The 16,418-nt window shown below is 74.0% G+C and carries 13 protein-coding genes; 5 read left to right on the forward strand and 8 right to left on the reverse strand.

What is annotated here, in order from left to right:
* Positions 1 to 255 precede the first annotated feature (255 nt).
* Positions 256 to 459, reverse strand: a complete 204-nt coding sequence (locus tag EAO77_RS28030; protein ID WP_147991125.1) for a cold-shock protein — start codon at positions 457 to 459, stop codon at positions 256 to 258.
* Positions 460 to 944: 485 nt separating this feature from the next.
* Here EAO77_RS28030 and EAO77_RS38930 point away from each other — a divergent pair, with 485 nt between their 5' ends.
* The gene (locus tag EAO77_RS38930; protein WP_187283447.1) at positions 945 to 2,717 is read left to right on the forward strand and encodes an FG-GAP repeat domain-containing protein; all 1,773 of its coding nucleotides are present in this window, start codon (positions 945 to 947) and stop codon (positions 2,715 to 2,717) included.
* A 121-nt stretch (positions 2,718 to 2,838) separates the two neighbouring features.
* Here the strand turns inward: EAO77_RS38930 and EAO77_RS28040 are convergent, their stop codons facing one another.
* Positions 2,839 to 3,708 carry an MBL fold metallo-hydrolase gene (locus EAO77_RS28040; protein ID WP_147991126.1) on the reverse strand — a complete coding sequence of 290 codons (870 nt, stop codon included), beginning with the start codon at positions 3,706 to 3,708 and terminating at the stop codon, positions 2,839 to 2,841.
* 391 nt (positions 3,709 to 4,099) lie between these two features.
* On the opposite strand from EAO77_RS28040, the gene EAO77_RS28045 reads away from it, so the two are divergent.
* Positions 4,100 to 4,696 (forward strand): helix-turn-helix transcriptional regulator, encoded by a 597-nt coding sequence (locus EAO77_RS28045; RefSeq protein WP_147991127.1) that lies wholly within the window; start codon positions 4,100 to 4,102, stop codon positions 4,694 to 4,696.
* A gap of 8 nt (positions 4,697 to 4,704) precedes the next feature.
* Here EAO77_RS28045 and EAO77_RS28050 read toward each other — a convergent pair whose 3' ends face one another.
* From EAO77_RS28050 to lanKC, 4 genes are all read right to left on the reverse strand, one after another.
* Positions 4,705 to 6,405 carry an ATP-binding cassette domain-containing protein gene (locus EAO77_RS28050; RefSeq protein WP_261994175.1) on the reverse strand — a complete coding sequence of 567 codons (1,701 nt, stop codon included), beginning with the start codon at positions 6,403 to 6,405 and terminating at the stop codon, positions 4,705 to 4,707.
* A gap of 101 nt (positions 6,406 to 6,506) precedes the next feature.
* A complete protein-coding gene (locus EAO77_RS28055) occupies positions 6,507 to 8,600 on the reverse strand; it encodes an ATP-binding cassette domain-containing protein (protein ID WP_147991129.1) in 2,094 nt (697 codons plus the stop codon).
* A 150-nt stretch (positions 8,601 to 8,750) separates the two neighbouring features.
* Positions 8,751 to 8,879 carry a SapB/AmfS family lanthipeptide gene (locus tag EAO77_RS28060; protein ID WP_015037662.1) on the reverse strand — a complete coding sequence of 43 codons (129 nt, stop codon included), beginning with the start codon at positions 8,877 to 8,879 and terminating at the stop codon, positions 8,751 to 8,753.
* Positions 8,876 to 11,554 carry a class III lanthionine synthetase LanKC gene (gene lanKC / locus EAO77_RS28065; protein WP_147991130.1) on the reverse strand — a complete coding sequence of 893 codons (2,679 nt, stop codon included), beginning with the start codon at positions 11,552 to 11,554 and terminating at the stop codon, positions 8,876 to 8,878. Before lanKC ends, EAO77_RS28060 begins: the two co-directional genes overlap by 4 nt.
* 264 nt (positions 11,555 to 11,818) lie before the next feature.
* Here lanKC and EAO77_RS28070 point away from each other — a divergent pair, with 264 nt between their 5' ends.
* Both EAO77_RS28070 and EAO77_RS28075 read left to right on the forward strand, forming a co-directional pair.
* On the forward strand, positions 11,819 to 13,327 hold the full coding sequence (locus EAO77_RS28070; RefSeq protein WP_147991131.1) for a DUF4246 domain-containing protein: 1,509 nt from the start codon (positions 11,819 to 11,821) through the stop codon (positions 13,325 to 13,327).
* Positions 13,328 to 13,511: 184 nt separating this feature from the next.
* The gene (locus EAO77_RS28075) at positions 13,512 to 13,907 is read left to right on the forward strand and encodes a hypothetical protein (protein WP_147991132.1); all 396 of its coding nucleotides are present in this window, start codon (positions 13,512 to 13,514) and stop codon (positions 13,905 to 13,907) included.
* A 25-nt stretch (positions 13,908 to 13,932) separates the two neighbouring features.
* On the opposite strand, the gene EAO77_RS28080 is transcribed toward EAO77_RS28075, so the two are convergent.
* Complete coding sequence (locus tag EAO77_RS28080; protein WP_261994176.1) at positions 13,933 to 14,457, reverse strand: 2'-5' RNA ligase family protein; 525 nt, start codon at positions 14,455 to 14,457, stop codon at positions 13,933 to 13,935.
* Between the two features lie 250 nt (positions 14,458 to 14,707).
* On the opposite strand from EAO77_RS28080, the gene EAO77_RS28085 reads away from it, so the two are divergent.
* Positions 14,708 to 15,346 carry a hypothetical protein gene (locus EAO77_RS28085; protein WP_147991134.1) on the forward strand — a complete coding sequence of 213 codons (639 nt, stop codon included), beginning with the start codon at positions 14,708 to 14,710 and terminating at the stop codon, positions 15,344 to 15,346.
* Positions 15,347 to 15,468: 122 nt separating this feature from the next.
* Here EAO77_RS28085 and EAO77_RS28090 read toward each other — a convergent pair whose 3' ends face one another.
* Positions 15,469 to 16,401 (reverse strand): AraC family transcriptional regulator, encoded by a 933-nt coding sequence (locus tag EAO77_RS28090; protein ID WP_187283448.1) that lies wholly within the window; start codon positions 16,399 to 16,401, stop codon positions 15,469 to 15,471.
* Between the last annotated feature and the right edge of the window lie 17 nt (positions 16,402 to 16,418).

Here is a 16,418-nt window from a genome sequence, read left to right on the forward strand (position 1 = left end):
TGAGTTCGGGACGAGGGCGGGCGCGGGGCGCCCGGGTGAGGAATTCCAGCAGGAGACAACAGCCGCGGGATTCCCACGAACGAGCCGAATGCCATGCGAAATCGAGCGGCCGGTTCACGGCAGAGAATTTCGGGCGCCCAGGCCGGCGAAAGAAAAGAAGTGGCGCAGGTCCTGAGCGCATGCCCCGCGGGGCGCATGCAGCTGGGGCCCGCACCCCGAAGGATGCGGGCCCCAGCTACGTTGTGCGCGTCAGCGTCAGGCGGAAACGATGTTCTCGGCCGTCGGGCCCTTCTGGCCCTGCGCGATGTCGAAGGAGACCTTCTGGCCCTCCTGGAGCTCGCGGAAGCCCTGGGCGGCGATGTTCGAGAAGTGGGCGAACACGTCAGGGCCGCCACCGTCCTGCTCGATGAAACCGAAGCCCTTTTCCGCGTTGAACCACTTCACGGTGCCAGCAGCCATGTCATATCTCCTTTGGGGCAGTACGCCGGAATCCGTACCCTACGGACGCCGTGTCGCCGCGATGATGCCCTGTCCGGAAAATGACCGGAAATACAAAGCGCTTCCGTGCGGCACGCGGCCGGTAGGAGGCGCTCGACGTTTTTGGGTACCAAAACTGCAACCGAGATCGACAGTAGCACGTCGCCGTCATGTGCGGGCGTCGAGAATTTCCGTCCGTGTGCCGCCCGGAGAAACTCTGACCGGAATAGCCGTGGAAATCTCAGGCCGCGAACACAGGTATTCACGATGTGTTCGACCCCGCCGGGCTCACGCGCGAGTGAAAGTCCGACCGCCGCCGCGGCCCGTCCGGGCGGGCCGCCGCCGCGCGACGTCGCGCAGGGGACGGCCTCGGGCCCCCGGGCGAACGGGAGTTCCGTGACGCCTACAACCTCGCACGCCGCTCGGCAGTCCGACCGGGCACGGCACGTCCGTGTCCGGTCCTTCCCGTGGAGGTCTCCTTGCAGCACCGCACCGCCGGTTCCACCCGTCTCGCCGCCTCCGTCGCGGCCGTGCTGGCACTGACCGCCGGCGCGGGCGCGCTCGCCGCGCCCCCGGCCGCGGCGGCCGAACCGGCCGTGGGCCCGGTCCGCTCGCTCACGCCCGGCACCGGGCTGCGGAGCGCAGGGGCGCAGGGCTTCCTCATCGCCCTCCCCGCCGACCAGGACTACGCGACGCTTCGGTGGATCCCCTACGCGGGCGGCTCGCACCGCGACTTCACCACCGTCTCCTTCGAGGGGCTGAACGAGACCTCGGGGGACATGGTGACCCGGACGGAGGACGGGTACTACGGCCGGGGCTTCGACATGGCGACGGGCGACGGCTTCCGCAGCGAGGGCGTGCCCGGCGTGCTGGATCCCGAGTACGCCGGCACCGCCGGGTCGGCCGTCTTCATGCGCGGAGACGGGACGCTGTGGCTCGACACGAAGGACGACGCTCCCCGCGAGGTCCAAGGGCTGCCCGAGGGCACCGCGTACCTGAAGGTGCGTCCGGCCACCGCCGCGCTCGGGCTGATCGACTACCGGACCTCCGCCGGCGAGCAGCGTGTGGGGCTCGTCGACCTGGCCACCGCCACCGTCGCCGAGACGTATCCCCGCGTCGAGGCCGTCTCGTCGACCCGGGTCGCCTGGACCGAGCCGGCCACCGCGGCCGCCCCGGGCCGCGTGGTGGTCCGCGACCGTGCCACCGGGCAGGACACCCACGTCCCGGCGGCGGACACGGGCGCCCTCGGACTGCTCGGCGACTGGCTCCTGTACGGCGGTTCGGCCCGGCACCTCGGCAGCGGGCGGACGGTCGGCCTCTTCGACCGCGCCGACACCGTGCTCACCACCCCCGACGGCACCGCCGCCGTCGTCCAGGGCAGCCGAGGCGCGGACGCCGGCGTCCACCGCGTCACGATCGGCTCGGACGGCACGCCCTTCGTCGCGTCCCTCGCGCGGAGCGCCACCGCCGGCGCCTTCGTGCACGACATCGACGCCGACGGATACCCGGACCTCCTCGGCCGGGACGCCACGGGGACGCTGTGGCGGGACAGCGTCGCGGACGGGCGGCCCCGGGCGTCGGCCGGCGCGGGCTTCGGGGGCTACGACAGGATCGAGACCGTCGGGGACGCCGCCGGCGGGGGTTTCACGGCGGACGTCGTCGCACGCGATGCGGCAGGCGTCCTGTGGCTGCACCAGGGTGACGGGCAGGGCGGCTTCCACGCCCGCGTGAAGGTAGGCGGCGGCTGGCAGACGTACAACAGGATCGCCGGCGGCAGCGACCTCACCGGGGACGGCCGCGCCGACCTCGTCGCCGTGGACACCGCCGGCGGGCTCTACCTCCACGCCGGCACCGGAACCGCCGCACGCCCCTACGCGCCCCGCACGAAGATCGGCACCGGCTGGGGGATCTACAACCAGTTGACGGCGGTCGGCGACATCGGCGGCGCCGCCGCCGGGGATCTCCTCGCGCGCGACCGGGACGGGGTGCTCTGGCTCTACCTGGGCACGGGCGACGGCAGTTACACCGCCCGCAAGCGCGTCGGCGGCGGCTGGCAGATCTACGGCCGGCTCACCGGTGCCGGGGACGTGGACCACGACGGCAGGACCGACGTCCTCGCCCACGACCCCGCCACCGGCCGGGTCTACCTGTACCGCGGCACCGGAGCCTGGCGGAACCCGTTCTTTGTGAGGGCCCTCACGGACGCACATCGGAACGGGACGTACGACCACATCGCCTGAGCCCCGCCCGCTCAGGACCGTCCCGGCCCGGTGGTGCCTGCTCCTCACCTCTCGGCGCCCACCGGGACGGGGCACCCCGTGTCCGGGCGGGGCCCGCGGCGAACGGCTCGGACGACCGCGGTCACGCCGAGAGGAACGGCTCCGTGCAGTGCGGGGTCGCCAGGTGCAGGGTGGTGCCGGTTTCGCGGGCGAGCATGCGCTCCCTGGAGCGCCTGGCCGCCTCCGGGTCGATCTCGTGCGCGTAGGCGAGTTCGGGGTGGAGCAACTGGAGGGCGTGGACCAGGAGGTCGCCGGTGACGAGCGCCGTCTCGCGTCCGTCGGCGACCAGGACGCTCTGGTGTCCGGGCGTGTGACCGGGTGTGGCGATGACGCGCCCGACGCGCAGCGGCGTGTCCCCGTCGAGGAGCCGGAGCCGGCCGGCCGCCGCGAGCGGGTCGGTGAGGGTCTCGCGAAGCTGGGGATTGAGCGCGTCGAGGGCGTCGAGCTCGGCCCGCTGGAGCAGGTATTCGGCGTTCGGGAAGTAGGGGCGGCGATCGCTCGTCGCGCCGCCGGGCGACGTGTTGCCGTCCTCCGGGCCCCCGGCTGACGGGACGGCCGCCTCGGTCACGACCGCCCACCCGACGTGGTCGGTGTGCAGGTGCGTCAGCACCACGGTGTCGACGTCGGCGGGGTCGATGCCCGCGGCCGCGAGCGATGCGGGGAGCACGCCGGGCACGGGCGCCCACGAGCGGGCCGGGCTGTCCGCCGGACCGATCCCGGTGTCCACCACGGTGAGCCCCTGGTCGCCGCGGATCGCGAACGCCCGGAACTGGAGCCGCCAGCGGCCTTTGGCATCGACCGCGCCCGGGTCGCGACGATCGGCCTCGGCCCACTGGGCCGCCGTGGCCTCGGGGAACGCCTCGGCGCGCGGGGCGAAGAAGGGTCCCTCGGCGTCGGCGAGGGCGATGATCTCGGTCGAACCGATGCGGAGGCGGGGCACGTTGAGGGACATGGCGGCGATCCTGCCATGCCCGGACCGGCGTCGAGCCGGGGCGGGGACGCCGGTCCGACCGGGTTCGCGGTGCGGCCGGCTCCGAGCGGCCTCGGCGCGGCCGTCGCAGACCGGCCGGGCGGGGACTCCCGGCGCGCGGAGGGGTGTCGGCGCCGTCCGCTCCGGCACGGTGGTGAAGCCGGTGGGGAGATCCGGCCATTCCCGGGCCGCCCGGATCCGGGGCGCACCACGTCGGCCTGCAGGTCGGACGGGACGACGGAACGGATCCGGTCGCAACGCCGTCCAGTGCGCCCCCCGTGCGCCTGATCGCGCGTTCTTCACAGGGCGCCAGGGGCACAGGAGTGGGGGTGGCCGCACGGTCACGGCTGTCCGGGGGTCGAAGGGGTGGGGGATGGTAAGTGTGACGGTGGTCTACGAGGCACAACTGCTGCGGGCCGCGCTCGCGGAGCTGTTGCGGTCGGGCGGGGTGCGGGTCGTCGCCTCGATGTCCCACTGGCCGCAGGGGGCGGCGGCCGAGGAATCCGCGCCCGACGTGTACGTCGTGGACGCGGAGTGTCTGGAGCCCTCGACGGCGGCACCGGCCGCCGGCTCGGGGGCGGTGGGTGGTTCGGCTCTGCTGGCGCTGATCCCGGCGCAGCGGCCCGGTGTGCTGCGCCGGGCGTACGCCGCGGGGGCGACGGGGTTCGTCGACAAGAACGGTTCGAAGGGACGATTACTCGAGGCGGTGCGCCGCGTGGCGAACGGCGAGCGGTTCATCGACGACACGCTCGCCCCGGGCTTCCTCCAGGCTGCGGAGATGCCCCTGACCCGGCGTGAGCTGAGTGTTCTCTCGCTGGCAGCCAAGGGTGAGCCGGTCGCGGAGATCGCCGCGACGCTGTACCTGTCCAAGGGCACCGTGCGCAACTACATGGCGAGCGTCATCCGCAAGGTCGGCGCGCGCAACCGGGTGGACGCGATCCGGATCGCGCAGGGCGCGGGGTGGACGTGACCTGCCGGTCATCCGTGCGCGCTGTTCCAGTGACCCACGAGGTCGCGGTAGAGGGCCGATCGCCCGAGCAGCTCCCGGTGCGTGCCGTGCTGCGCCCGGGTCCCGTCGAGGACGAGGATCCGGTCCGCGCGCAGGGCGGACGACAGCCGGTGGGCCACGACGACCAGGGTCCCGGGCCGCGCGCGCAGGGCGTGTTCGGCCGTGGCCTCCGCGACGGGATCGGTGTGGCAGGTCGCCTCGTCGAGCAGCAGCAGCGGGGCCGGGCAGAGGTGGGCCCGGCCCAGGGCGATGAGCTGGCGTTCGCCGAGGGACAGTGCGTTCGGGCGCAGGGGGCGGTCGAGCCCGCCGATGCGGTCGACGAGGGGGTGCAGGGCGAGGGCACGGACGGTCGCCTCGACGTCCGACGGACGGGCGTCCGGCCGCAGGTAGCGGAGGTTGTCCCGCAGGGTGCCCGTGAAGACGTAGGCCTCCTGCGGGAGCAGTGCGCGCAGGGCCGCGAGTTCGGGCGGGCCGTACTCCCCGAGGGGGCGGCCGTAGAGCCGTGCGTCGCCCCGATCGGGTGGCAGCAGCCCGGCGGCCAGGCGCAGGAGGGTCGACTTGCCGATGCCGCTCGGGCCGACGACGGCCAGGTGCTGGCCCTCCTCGACGGTCAGGTCCAGGTCGTCCAGGACCGCGCGGGCGCCGGGACCGTATCCGACCCGGACGTGGCGCAGCTCCAGAGCCGCCGCCCGGGGCGGCCGGGCGGCCCGGACGAGTGGGCGCCGAGGTGTGGCCGGGGGCTCGGTCGGCGGCGGTGTGCCGGTGAGCCGGTCGAGGATGACGAGGAGACGGGCTCCCGCCGTGCCGAGGACGGTCATCAGCGTGTGCAGCGCCGGGAGCAGCGCCTGGAGCAGATAGGTGAGTGCGCCCACCAGGGCACCCGCGGTGACCCCTTGGCGGAGGAGCCAGGGGGTCGCGACCAGCAGCAGGAGCACCGGCAGCTGGCCGGCCGTCGCCACGCAGAGCGTACGCACGGCCGCCCAGCGGGCCAGGGCGCGCTGGGCGGCGGCGGCCTCGCCGATCGCACGGCGATTGTGCTCGGCCGTCGGCTCCTGTGTGCCGCAGGCGACGATGTCCCGCAGGGCGGTGCGGGTGATCTGGGCCCGGCGGCCCACGCCCTCGTCGGCGTCGAGGTAGCGGTGCTGGGCCCGCGCCATCGGCCGCAGGGAGGCGGTGAACAGGGCGAGACCCAGCACCAGCGGCGGGAGCACGAGGAGGAGGAACTGGGGGGCGAGGGACACGAGGCCGGCCAGGGCCCCCGCGGCGACGAAGACGAAGGACCGGGCGGCGAGCACCAGCCCGGCGAAGCTGTCCCGGGCGATCTCGGTCTGGCTGGTGAGCCGGGACACCGCGGTCGTGTCCGCCGCCCGGCCCGTGGCGGTGGCGGCGGCGAGGGCCTGCGTCACCGACCGTCGTACGAGGTGGTCGCGCAGCGGCTCGGTCAGCAGCGGCAGCTGGGCGAAGACGCCCCGGACGACCGGCGCGCCGAGCAGGATGGCGACGGCGGCACCCGCGAGCCAGAGCAGCCCGGTCGCGGGGGCTCCCCGCAGGAAGCCGTCGTCCAGGGAACGTGCCACGCAGTAGCCGCCGAGGAAGGTCTGCGCGGACTCGGCCGCGGACCACGCCGCCAGTGCGGCCAGGACCTTCCTGCGGGGGCGCAGGAAGCGCACGGCCCGCGCGGTGACGTGCCGGGACGTGCCGGGACGTGCCTCGGCCTGCCCGGAACCGCGGCCGGCGGCCGGCGGCCCTGGGTCGGTTCGGCTTGCGGATGTCACCGGTCCTCCCGCGGTCCGTCGTGGGCAGGGGCTTCGACGGGGCCGGTTCGCCGCGCGACCACCCGTGCCGGGGACGGCAGCGGTACGGGGTACGCGGCGGGGGCACCGTCGCGGGCGGACGGGGGCAGTGGTGCGGGCGACGCGGCGGCGCTCCCCCGGCCGGACGGTGGCACCGGCGGGGCGGACGACCTGGCTTCCCCCTCCTCCCGGTCGCGGAGCGGCGGCGGCACGGGCGTCCCGTGGGCTGCCCCCCGGCCCGCGGGCGGCACCGCCGGTGCGGGCGCTCCGGCGGCGGTGTCGTCCCGGCCCGGTGGCGGCACCGCTGGTGCGGGCGCTCCGGCGGCGGTGTCGTCCCGGCCCGGTGGCGGCACCTCCGCATCGGTGAGGAAGACGGCGCGGTAGTCCGGGTCCTGCCACAGCCGGTGGTGCGGCGCGCAGTGCCGCACGCGGCCCGACTCCAGCCAGATCACGTGGTCCGCGCGGGCCGCGGTGGACACCCGGTGGGCCACGATCAGCTTGGTGCAGGGACCGAGCGAGGTGGCCAGGGCCTTCTCGACCTGGCGTTCGGTGGCCGTGTCGAGGCTGGAGGTCGCGTCGTCGAGGACGATCAGCCGGCCCCGGCCGGCGAACGCCCGGGCCAGGCCGAGGCGTTGGTGTTCGCCGCCGGAGAGCGGCGTGTCGGCGAGGGGGGTGTCGTAGCCGAGCGGGAGCAGGCGGATGAAGGTGTCGGCGCTCGCGGCCCTGGCGGCGCGGTCTACCCGGTCGGCCGCGGCGGGGTCCCGGCGGGGGCCGGCACCGGCGGCGAGCGCGGCACGGACCGTGGCACACGCGTCGTCGTCGAAGGCGGGCCGCGCGAAGGCGTAGGAGGTCGCTTCGCGCAGCTCCGTGCGGGTCAGGGAGGCCAGGTCGACTCCGTCCAGCAGGACGGTTCCGGCGTCCGGGTCGGCGAGCCGGCCCGCGACGGCGGCCAGGGTGGACTTGCCCGCGCCGGAGCGGCCCACCACTGCGACCGTCGACCCGCCCTCGACCGTGAGGGTGATGTCCGCGAGCAGCGCGGCGCCTTCGCGCGCCACGCGCACGCCGCGCAGTTCCAGTCGGCCGGTCCCGCCGGCGGGCAGGGCCGCCTCGCCGTGGGGCATCGGCGGGAGCTCGGCGAGTTCTGCGGTGCGGCGGCCTGCGCTGCGCGCGCGGACCAGGGTGCCGAGCGGAGCCGCGATGCCTCCGATGCCCGCGGCCAGCGCGGCGTACCGGGATGCGGCCAGCAGCTCGCCGACGCTGACCTGCCCGGCGGCCAGTCGGCTGCCCGCGACCGCCACGACGGCCGTGGTGAGCAGCGGGAGCAGGACGCCGCTGCGGGCCACGGCGCGGCCGTGGACGAGCCACAGGTGAGTTCCGTGGCGCGCCATGCCGTCGAGCGGGGCGAGGATGCGATCCCGTTCACGGCGTGCCGTGTCGGCGGCGGCGATGGTCTGCGAGCCGGCCAGGGCCTCGGTGAGCCGGGCGGCGATGGCGCCCTGTGCGTGCTGGTAGCGGCCGACGGCATCGGAGGAATCGCGGGAGAACGTGCGCAGCAGCAGCACGAGCAGGGGCAGGCCGGCCACGAAGACGGCGGCGGTCCAGGGGTCGATGAGGGCCAGCGCGACGAGGGCTCCGGCGGGGACCAGGACGCAGGACGCCGCGTTCGCCAGGGCCGCGGGCGCGGTGCCGCTGTCGGTCGCGTTGACGCACAGCCGGGCGGCGACGTCCCCGCCGGGGAGGGGGGCGGCACGGTCCACGGTGGTGCCGAGCAGGCCGGTCAGCGCGCGGTGGCGGATCCAGCCGGTGGCCCGGGCGTTGGTGAGCTGTGTCAGCAGGACCGCGGCGGTCTCCAGCACGATGTCCGCGGCGATCAGCGCGGCGGCCCACGTCAGCCAGCCGCTTGCACCGGGGCGCTGGTGGAGCATCAGGTCCAGTGCCCTTCCGGTGACGGCGGGCACGGCGAGCGAGCAGGCCGCGGCGGCGACCTGGCAGAGGAGCAGCAGTGTGGTGGTGCCTGCGGTGTGGCGTACGGCGCCGCGCAGGAGCCGGTCGGAGCCGGTCGGCGAGCCCATCCGATGCCTTTCTGCCGGCGGCCGCGGGCGTCGCGCCGGGTCGTGTGCGCGCTTCGGCCGGACGGCCGGTGCCCCGGGAGACGCGCTCCAGGGGCACCGGGGCTCCCCGCCCTGCGGCTCGGCGGCCGCAGGGCGGGGAGCCGGCCCGGGTCAGTTACAGGTCGTCACGCTGAGGCTGCTGTCGCCGCAGAGCAGCAGGCTGGCGCGGCTGCCGGTCTCGACGTCGCCGATGGCCTCGTCCTTGGGGGTCTCCAGCGACTGCAGGTCGAAAAGGTTCATGATCGTTTCCTTTCGTGTGGGGACGGTGGTGCTGTGGACGACCCCTGGGACGGGGCCGGTTCATGGGGCCGCGGAAGCGGCGGGAGGAAGGGCAGGTGGGCGGGGCGGTCTCCCCGCACTGCCGCGAGGGCCAGCAGGACGCCGGCGGTGCCGGTGGCGAGGTCCATGGAGAGGCGCATCATCTGTTCGCCGGGGAAGGCGAGATGGCCCTGGTAGGACATCGCGTGCCAGCTGAGGCAGCCGATCTGGCGGCGTACGTCCTCGGGCGCGGTGCCCGGGCCGCCGGCATCGGTGCGTGCGAGGTGGAGCACCATGCCGGCGGCGCCGCGGAAGAGGCCGGGCTGGGCGTAGAAGGTGGCCTGGGCCGCCTGCACGATCTCGCGTCGGGCGGCGTCGAGGGCGTCGTCCCGGCGGTGGTGGAGGAAGTCGTCGATCACCATGCCGATGCCCACGCTGCCGGCGCCGAGGTAGGGCATCGTGCGCCAGCCCTCGTCCACCTGCAGCGTGCCGGAGACCCCGCGGACGCACCGGGTGAGGTCGTCGTGGAGGGCGTCGGCGGCGAGGTCGAGCAGCGCGGTGTCCCGGGTGCGTTCGTGGAGCCGCAGGTAGAGCAGGGCCCGGCCGGCTGCACCGTGCAGCAGACCGGTCCGCGGCCGTCCCGGCGCCTCACCCGTGGGCCGGGGTGCCGGGGTGCGCGGCCGGGCCGTCAGCTCGGCGCACCGCACGGCCGCCGTGTGGAGGGCGCTCTCGCCGGTGGCGGCGGCCAGGGCGTCGAGCGCGAGCCCGATTCCGGCGGTTCCGCCGTGCAGGTCGGGTGCGAGCGCCTCATGGTCCTGGGCCAGGACGAGCTCGGCCAGGTCCAGGGCGGAGGCCGTGTGCCCGAGCCGCTGGAGGGTCCACGCGATGCCGGTGAGTCCGTCGTAGAAGCCCAGCGGCGTCCCGGACTCGGGCTCGGCTGCGTACCGCAGGAGCGTGTCCTCGGCGGGCGGGCAGCGTTCCGCCCCGCTCTCGTGCAGGGCGTACAGGACCCCCGCGGTGCCGTGGCCGAAGGACATGCCGCCGCCGGCGGTGGCGAACTGGGCGATGTCGCCCGGGAAGAAGCGGTCCTCGCGTCCGGGTGTCGCCGACGCCAGGACGGCGCGCACCATCGAGTCGCGGCTGCGCGGCCAGTCGCCCGGTTCCACGGGCGGGAAGGGGCGGCCGCCGGTGCGGTCGGCGGCGGGCGCGCCGTGGCGTGCCGGGGCGGCGCCGGGTTCGCGGGTGATCTCCCGTACCGCCTCGTCCAGGAAGCCGGGCGGCACGGGGAACTGGGCGGCCGCGACTTGGGCCAGATGGGCGGCCTTGGCGCGGTCCACGGCGAGCAGGCTGGTGAGCGGGACGAAGAGGGCGATCCGCAGGCACGCCAGGGCGTAGCGGTCCACGTCGGTTCCGCGCCGGTCGGCGGGGGCGACGAACGCCGGATTGGCCACCGTCTGGCGGCCGTTGCGCTCGGCCGGCTGGGCTGCCTCGAAGTCCAGGAGCACGACGGAGGACTCGTCCTCGGACACCATGATGTTGAACAGGTGCAGGTCGTTGAAGACGATTCCGCGGGCGTGCACCGCGGCCACCGCCTGCTCGACGAGGCCGTGGATCCGCAGGGCCCAGTCGGTGTACGCGGCCAGCCGGTCCTCGGGCGGATCGGCCTCCATCAGCGGGTGCCTGCGGGCGAAGAAGGTGTTGAGCGGCCTGCCCTCCACGAATTCGAGCGCCAGGAAGTGGTGTTCGCCGACCGTGAAGGAGTCGAGGACCTCGGGCGTGCAGTCGAGCCCCGCCAGCCGCTCCAGGGCGGTGCGTTCACGGTGCAGCCGTGTGACGGCGTCGGCCCCGTCGGCGGCCAGCCCGGCGCAGGGCCGCGCCTCCTTGAGGACGACCCGCCTGCCGGTCTCGCGGTGCTTCGCCTCGTACACGCCGCCGCCGTTGGAGAAGTGCAGTGCCTTGACGATCTCGTAGGGCATGTCCTGGACGGTGACCGCGGCCCGCGCGTCGAGGTGCGGGCGCAGGAAGGGGGGCGGGGTCACCCAGTCGGGCACGCGGAAGACGGGGCCGCGCCGGTCGGGGACGAGTGTGCCGGTGCCGTCCTCCAGGGCCGGCTGCAGTGCGCCGTGCTCGTCGTAGCAGTGGCGGCGGGTGAAGCTGCCGTACCGCAGGTGCACGGGGCCCCGTCCCCAGCGCAGGTCGCTGAGGATGTACGGGCCCTGCTCGCCGTCGAGGAGACGGGCCAGGTCCGTGGCCACGCGCTCGCACTGCTCGTCGTCGGCCGGGTACACCGTGATGAACTTGCCGCTCGCGGCGCGGTCCGCGTACTTGGCGTTGCGCTGGTGCAGCAGGTACCGGCTCGGCACGAACTTGAAGGCGACGCCGTGCTGAAGGCAGTGGTCGCGGACGGCCGCGAGGACCGTCTCCGCGTTGTCGAGCCCGGCCGAGACGTGGATCTTCCAGCCCTGCGACGGCAGCGGCCGGTCCAGGGGGCGCAGGGCGAGCCAGTCGCCCGTGCGGTGGCTGGTCCAGCCGTCGGGTACGGGGAGCGTGGCCGCGCGGTAGAGGGATCCGTCCGCTGCGCCGGCGAAGGCCAGGCGGTGCGGAGCGTCGTAGAAGTGACGGTCGGCGTCGCAGAAGACCGCGTACCCCTTGTTCACACGCACTCCCTCGGTCGGTGACGGGGACGACGTTGTCACGGCGGGTGCGGGCCGGGACAGTCGCCGCTGTCACGTTCCGTACGTGCGCTACGCACAGGTAACCGGGAGCGCGGTGCTGTGCGCCGGGCTCGGGGGACGGCCTCGGACGCCGAGGTCCTCACTCCCCCACCCATGACACCGGTGGCACCGGGGACCCCGGCAGCGGTGTCAGTGGGCTGCCGTATCCTTCCCGCCACCGCACACCACCCCGAAGGATCAGAAGAGTTGACCGGCCTGCCCGTTTTCCCGTTGCCCTTTCGCGCCTCCCGTTCCGTGTCGTTCGCGGCGCCCCGAACGCTGAGGGAACTGCAGATGATGCAGTGCAGCTCTCATCTGCGGTCGAAGGCGGGGTGGTTCGAGAAGAGGAACGACGCCGGCATCGTCGCCCGGTGGACGCACGAAGCGCTCGCCCAGGGCCTCACCGAAGCGCAGGTGCGGTACGTCCTCGACGAACTCGCGCACTACGCCGCGCTGCGGGACGGTGGGACCGGCATCGAGGTCTCCGCCGTCGACGGGGTGTGGCAGTCGGACACACTCGTCGACGACACGCTCAGGTCCCGGCTGCGCGAAGCGGTCCGGGTTCTGGAGCAGGTCCCCGAAGGGGAACGGGACTGGCATCCCGGATCCGGCGGCCAGGTGCTGGATCTGGTCCATCCTTCACTGTTCTGCCTGGTCAGGGAGGTGAGCGGCGCGCCCGACGCCGCCTGGCGGAACCCGGCGGACCGCTACTCGGCGTACGAGTTCTCGGAGAGGTTCCAGTGGCTGCCCACGGACGTCGACGTCCTGGACGACGGCGGTGTCGTCTTCCGGTCGTACGTCAACAACGTCCACCCCGAGACTCATCGCGAACTGGCCTCCGTCCTGCCGGACGTGTTCGCCCGCGTGCGCCCGCTGCTGGAGAAGGTGCTCACCGATCTGCGCCATCCGCGGCCGCCGCGGATCGAGGCCGATCCGTACGGGTGGTACGACTCGGAGCCGGAGTATCCCGAGAAATCCTCCGACGGTGACGCCGAGGCCCACGCGGAAGCCGTCCGTGCCTGGGAGGAAGCCCAGGACGACTGGTGGGAGAACCGCCGTCCGGTCGTCCCGGACGCACCGGCCTTCACTCCGCCCGCGCTGCCGGACGAGTCCGCACGCGTCGATCTGCGCGGCCGTCGCCTCCAGGTCATCGTCAAGCTCGCCAGTATCCATCTCACCCCGGAGAAGCCCGAGTACGCAGGCGGTTCCTGGCACGTCGAAGGCATGTTGAACGAGCGGATCGTCTCGACCGGCATCTACTACTGGGACAGCGAGAACATCACCGAGAGCCGGCTGAGTTTCCGGGCGGCACTCGACGACCCGGACTACGAACAGAACGACGACAACGGTCTGCGGGAGGTCTACGGCCTGGAGGACGAGGACGCACTGAACCAGGTACTGGGATCCGCCTCGACCCCGGCGGGCCGCTGCCTGGCGTTCCCGAACATCCTGCAACACCGCGTCGGCCCGTTCCGCCTCGCGGACGCCACTCGCCCGGGGCATCGGAAGATCCTCGCGTTCTTCCTGGTCGACCCGTCGCAGACGATCGTCTCGACGTCCGACGTGCCACCGCAGCAGCCGTGGTCGGCCACCTCGACCATGACGCTGGAGCAGGCCGAGGCGTTTCGCGAACAGCTCATGCAGGAGCGGAAGTTCTTCGTCGACGAGCACAACGAGCAGCTCTACGAACGCGAATTCTCGCTCTGCGAGCACTGAGCCAACGACGCGGCGAGCCGGGCACCGCGTGTGCCTCCGTGGCGCCCCGTCGCGGTGCGGAACGTGCTGGTCCGCAAGGTGACCGCGCTCGCGGTGGTGGTCCTGGGCAGCGCGAGAGCCCGAGGCGACCGATCCGGTCGCCGACCGTACGGGAGAGGACTGCGGACGCAACCAGGCGTGGGACGTGTGGTTCCTGGCCGGTTCGTTCGGTACGAAGGTCAGCCGCACCTGCACGGTTCCCGGCGGCCTGCCAATCGCGTTCCCCGTGGTGAACCGGCTCGCGCCCGCACGGGACTGCGCGGCGTTCCTGCGGACGGCCGAGGGGTCGGTGTTCCTGGACGGTGAACCGGTCGCGGCGGACACCTGCCCGGCGGAGGCACTCGCGGTGGAGGGCAGCGCGGGCAACGCCGTGACCGGCGAGGACGCAACGATGCTGACGGAAGGCCGCGGGATGCGGGTGCAGTTGCCCCCGCTGAAGCCCGGACGGCATGCGCTGAAGATCCGCGGTCGGTCCGCCGACTTCTCCCTCGCCGTGGATTACACCCTCCGTGTCGGCGACACGGCGGGCAGGCACACCTGACCCGCCCCGGCGCCGGGGACGGCACTCAGGGGCGGGGGTCCAGCACCTCCAGGGCGCCGGTCTCGGTGTCGTAGCTGCGCAGCGTGGTGAGCCGGGCCGACAGCGGCGGTGCCGGCAGGAGTTCGGGGACCCGCCGTCCGGAGAAGGCACCGGGCCGCCGGGTCCGGCCGAGGGTGATGTGCGGGCTCCAGCGTCCGGGCTCGTGGAAGGGGTTGAGGGTCTCGGGCGGACTGTCCGAGGCCACCGCCTCCCACGCCCGGCGGTGCAGACGGGCCAGCGCGGGGTCGCGGTCCAGCGCCCAGGCCAGCACCGAGGTGGGCCGCTCGAATCGGACCACGCCGGTGAAGTGCACCGGCAGCGGCAGGGCGGCGGCCACCTCGGCGAGCTCCCAGCGGATCGGGGCGGTCAGCTCCGGGCAGGCGGCCAGGGTGAGGTGCGGGCTGTTCGTCGGGGAGCGGTGGCGCGCCTGGCTGGGCAGCCCGGCGTCCGCCAGCCGCCGCCAGGCCTCCCGGACCGCCAGATCCGCCGCCTCGTCCAACAGAAGCTCCACCGTGCGCACCACGGCAGCCTACCGGCGGTCTCCCGCGCCACCGCGTCCCGCCGGGCGGGGCCGTCCGGCACCGCGCAAGGGCCTGCGGTCTGCTGCGGTCGCGGGCCTCGACGCTCCGGTGCGGCAGCCGGGCGCGCCCAGCCGCCGCAGCGCTCGGAGGTGTCCCAGGACCGGCGGCCGGTGCGAGGTCCCGGAACGGGCCCCGGTCCGGGCTGAAGGCGGGCCGGTCACCGTCACTACTCTTTCCGTCATGCGCATGAAGATGATCGCGGCGGCCGGGTTCCTGGGACTGCTGCTCACAGGCTGCGGGGCGGGCTCGGACGACGACTCCGCGCCGAAGCCCGCCTTTCCGGAGCTGCCCCAGAAGATCGTGAAGCCCGTACCGGAACCCACGGGGGCACCGCACCCGTCACCGCTGCCCGGTGCCGCCTTCCACGAGAGGGTCGCCCACGGATTGCGCGAGAAGGTCATCGACATGGTCAACACGGACGGGGCGACGACCGCCCGCTGTCCCGGGTCCCTGAAGGAGAAGGACGGCGCCCAGGCGGTGTGCGTGAGCACCTGGGAGGGCCTGAGGATCGAATGGGACATCCTCGTGTACCGGTTGCCGGATCCCCCGAACGACCTGAAGTGGGGCGCCGAACCTCGCATGGCGATCCTCACGCGGGACGGTGCCGCCAACGCCGTCTACGGCTACTACGTGCCCGACCTCGTACGCTGCAACAACATTCCCGAGGCCGTTCTCGTCCCCGTCGAGCGGGAGATGAAGGAGTACACCTGCCAGACGGTGACGGACGGCAGAGCGGGCAAGCCCATGCCGGTGCGCGTCGGCCTGGGCGGCCCCTACTTCCGTTGCCGGGGACGGACGGAGGTCCATGCCTGCGGCTGAACCGCCGCGGCGCGGAACGTGCCGGGTTCCAGCCTTGGTCGTGCGGAACGTGCCGGAACTCAGGCCGCCGCGGCGCGGAACGTGCCGGGTTCCAGCCTTGGTCGTGCGGAACGTGCCGGAACTCAGGCCGCCGCGGCGCGGAACGTGCTCGGGCTCAGGCCCTTGTGGCGTTTGAACGCGGCGCTGAAGCCGAACGCGTCGGCGTAGCCGACGGACCTTCCGATCTGGGCGATGCTGAGGTCGGTGTCGGTCAGGAGCGCCTCGGCCTCGTCCATGCGGCATTCGGTGAGGTAGGCGAGGGGCGGGCGGCCCATCAGTTTGGTGAAGCGCTTGGCGAACAGCGCCCGGGAGACGCCCGCTCGCGTGGCCAGCGACTCCACCGTCCAGGCCTCGGCGGGCCGGTCGTGGAAGGCCTGCAGGGCGGGGGCGAGGACGGGGTCGGCGAGGCCCCGGTACCAGCTGGGCGCGTCGGCGCCCGCCCGGTCGAACCAGGTGCGCAGCGTGCACACCAGGGCCCAGTCGAGGAGCCGGTCCATCAGCGCCTGCGAACCGGCCGAGAATCGGGCGGCGTCGGCCGCGGCCGTCTCCAGCCAGGCACAGACCTCGACGTCCTCCTTGAGCACCAGGACCGGCGGCAGGGCGCGCAGGAGACGCTCGTGGCGGCGGCCCGAAGCGCGGTAGGCGCCCACGATCAGCGCGGTCGCCGCCTCCTTCGAGTCGGTGCCCCAGGTGATACCGGCGAGCTCCTCGGCCGTGCACCCGGCGTCCGGGGTGAAGCAGGCGATCTCGTAGGCGGCATGGGAGCCGTGGACGCTGGAGGGGTGGTCCGCCAGATGGAACGGTGCGGAACCGCGCACGATGGCCGTGTCGCCCACGCCGACCGCTCGCTCGGTGCCCTCGGGCAGCAGCAGGGTGCCGCCGCCGCGCAGCACGCTGATCATGGTGAGCGGTGCGTCGTCGGCGAAGCGGATGGTCCAGGGCGCGGTCAGCACGGCGTGGCTGACGACGGAGCCCTCGGCCCGGATGCCGCTCAGGAGCGAACTCAGAGGATCCACGGGTCACATCGTAGACG

Origin of the sequence: Streptomyces sp. T39 (genome assembly GCF_008042045.1) — a bacterium.
In the GTDB taxonomy this organism is placed as follows: domain Bacteria; phylum Actinomycetota; class Actinomycetes; order Streptomycetales; family Streptomycetaceae; genus Streptomyces.

Coding starts and splice junctions, on each gene's coding strand:
- EAO77_RS28040 (WP_147991126.1), bottom strand. CDS start 3,708: ATGTCCCTCAACGTGCCCCGCCTCCGCATCGGTTCGACCGAGATCATC.
- EAO77_RS28045 (WP_147991127.1), top strand. CDS start 4,100: ATGGTAAGTGTGACGGTGGTCTACGAGGCACAACTGCTGCGGGCCGCG.
- EAO77_RS28060 (WP_015037662.1), bottom strand. CDS start 8,879: ATGAACCTTTTCGACCTGCAGTCGCTGGAGACCCCCAAGGACGAGGCC.
- EAO77_RS28030 (WP_147991125.1), bottom strand. CDS start 459: ATGGCTGCTGGCACCGTGAAGTGGTTCAACGCGGAAAAGGGCTTCGGT.
- EAO77_RS28085 (WP_147991134.1), top strand. CDS start 14,708: ATGCGCATGAAGATGATCGCGGCGGCCGGGTTCCTGGGACTGCTGCTC.
- EAO77_RS28055 (WP_147991129.1), bottom strand. CDS start 8,600: ATGGGCTCGCCGACCGGCTCCGACCGGCTCCTGCGCGGCGCCGTACGC.